Origin of the sequence: Chroococcidiopsis sp. [FACHB-1243], assembly GCF_014696895.1 — a bacterium.
Classification (GTDB): Bacteria; Cyanobacteriota; Cyanobacteriia; order Cyanobacteriales; family Chroococcidiopsidaceae; genus Chroococcidiopsis.
Genome location: NZ_JACJQX010000124.1, coordinates 1 through 1,514 on the forward strand (window position 1 = coordinate 1; position 1,514 = coordinate 1,514).

Consider the following 1,514-nt stretch of genomic DNA (forward strand, 5'->3'; position numbering starts at 1 on the left):
TGATGGAAATTATGAATGGTTTTCGAGCTGCTCCTATAGAGTATGCTATCGCAAGCTAGAACTCTTTTTTATTTTACTTTTTCAAATGTAACAAAAGAGGGTTGACTCCACCAACTCCTGCATCGCCGTGGGGTCGAAATAGCGACGGGGTTGCTGCTGGGGTAGGCAAATTTGGTCGAGCGAGACAATTTCTGCTGCTGCTTCTGCGGCTACAGGCGGTTCTCCAAATAGAGCATCGACTCCTTTAATTTGATAGGGTTGACTGTGGTGTTTTCTCACGCTCATGAGATCGCCTCCAGGTTTTTAGCGATTTGATTTAGGAGGCTAACTGCTGGGTGTTTAGCGTTGTAGAGGGCAAGCGGTATATGCTCTTGTGAGGCATCAGCAAAGGCAACTGACCGAGGAATGGTTGGATAAATTTTGCCAATTTTGGATAAATGTTCTTGAATTGACTGTAAACTCATTTCGCCTTGTACGGTTCGAGAATCATGCATTGTGGGAATTACTCCAGCAACCTGTAGCTTGCGATTGGCGCGAGAGCGCACGCGACCAATTGTATTCAACAAAAGTTCTGTTCCTTTGAGGGCTTTGTACTGTGTCTGGATCGGAATCAAGACATGAGTTGAAGCGACTAAACTGATATAGCTAAGAATACCGAGGGAGGGAGGGCAGTCTACAAAAATGAAATCGTATTGCTTGAGGCTTGGCTTCAGTGCTTCTTTGAGGCGTAGATCCCGCATATCTGCCACTACCAATTCTAGTTCTGCCCCACTTAAATTGATGTTGGCAGGAACCAAATCCATGTTGTGAATGTTCTTATGAATTGGTAGCTGTTCTCCAACAACAATTGCTTCATACACTGTTTTGTCTAGTTCTGATGGCTCCAAGCCCATAAAGACGGTGAGCGATGCTTGTGGGTCGAGATCGACGAGTAAGACTCGCTGCTGCCGTTGAGCTAGATGATAGCCCAGATTCATTGTCAACGTACTTTTCCCCACTCCCCCTGATTGATTAAACAGCGCAATTACCCTACTCATTGACTTCAGTATCAAGTTTGGTTTGACAAAAGCATAACCCAATTCAGTAATTTTAGAGGGGAGTTGCAATTTAACATCTGTCCAAAAAGCTATTCTGGCTGGTGTCCCAATTATTGCAGTTCTATACATACATACACAGAACGCTTGGCGATGGCTCTCAACGGGAGTAGAGTCTGGGATACGGCAAGAGTTTTAAAGGTCAGCACCTCTACGGTCGTTCATGAATTAATCAAAAGAAGAAAAACTAGAAAATGTTAATTTTAAAGCGTTAGAAACTATTGAGATAAGTAAGCTGTCATGAAAAAACCAAACTATGTAAAGATAGATAAATCTGGAAAAGACGCAGAACAAATGTATTAGGGAAGCGAGTAAAATGGGCGCTCGTTTAAGGGTATTTCTGACTCGTGAGCAAGACAAAACTCTATTAAACTTGAGAACTGCGGATGTACCACAAAAAGTCAAAGATCGAGCAGAGAT

At 43.1% G+C, this 1,514-nt stretch carries 2 protein-coding genes; both read right to left on the reverse strand.

All coding sequences use genetic code 11. The annotated features are described in order from the left end of the window. Positions 1-81 precede the first annotated feature (81 nt). Positions 82-285, reverse strand: a complete 204-nt coding sequence (locus H6G17_RS32290) for a hypothetical protein (RefSeq protein WP_192162820.1) — start codon at positions 283-285, stop codon at positions 82-84. After that, entirely contained in the window at positions 282-1,037 is a 756-nt protein-coding gene (locus H6G17_RS32295; RefSeq protein ID WP_192162822.1) for a ParA family protein, read from the reverse strand. The genes H6G17_RS32290 and H6G17_RS32295 overlap by 4 nt, the downstream gene beginning before the upstream one ends. Positions 1,038-1,514: the final 477 nt, after the last annotated feature.

Coding starts and splice junctions, on each gene's coding strand:
- H6G17_RS32290 (WP_192162820.1), bottom strand. CDS start 285: ATGAGCGTGAGAAAACACCACAGTCAACCCTATCAAATTAAAGGAGTC.
- H6G17_RS32295 (WP_192162822.1), bottom strand. CDS start 1,037: ATGAGTAGGGTAATTGCGCTGTTTAATCAATCAGGGGGAGTGGGGAAA.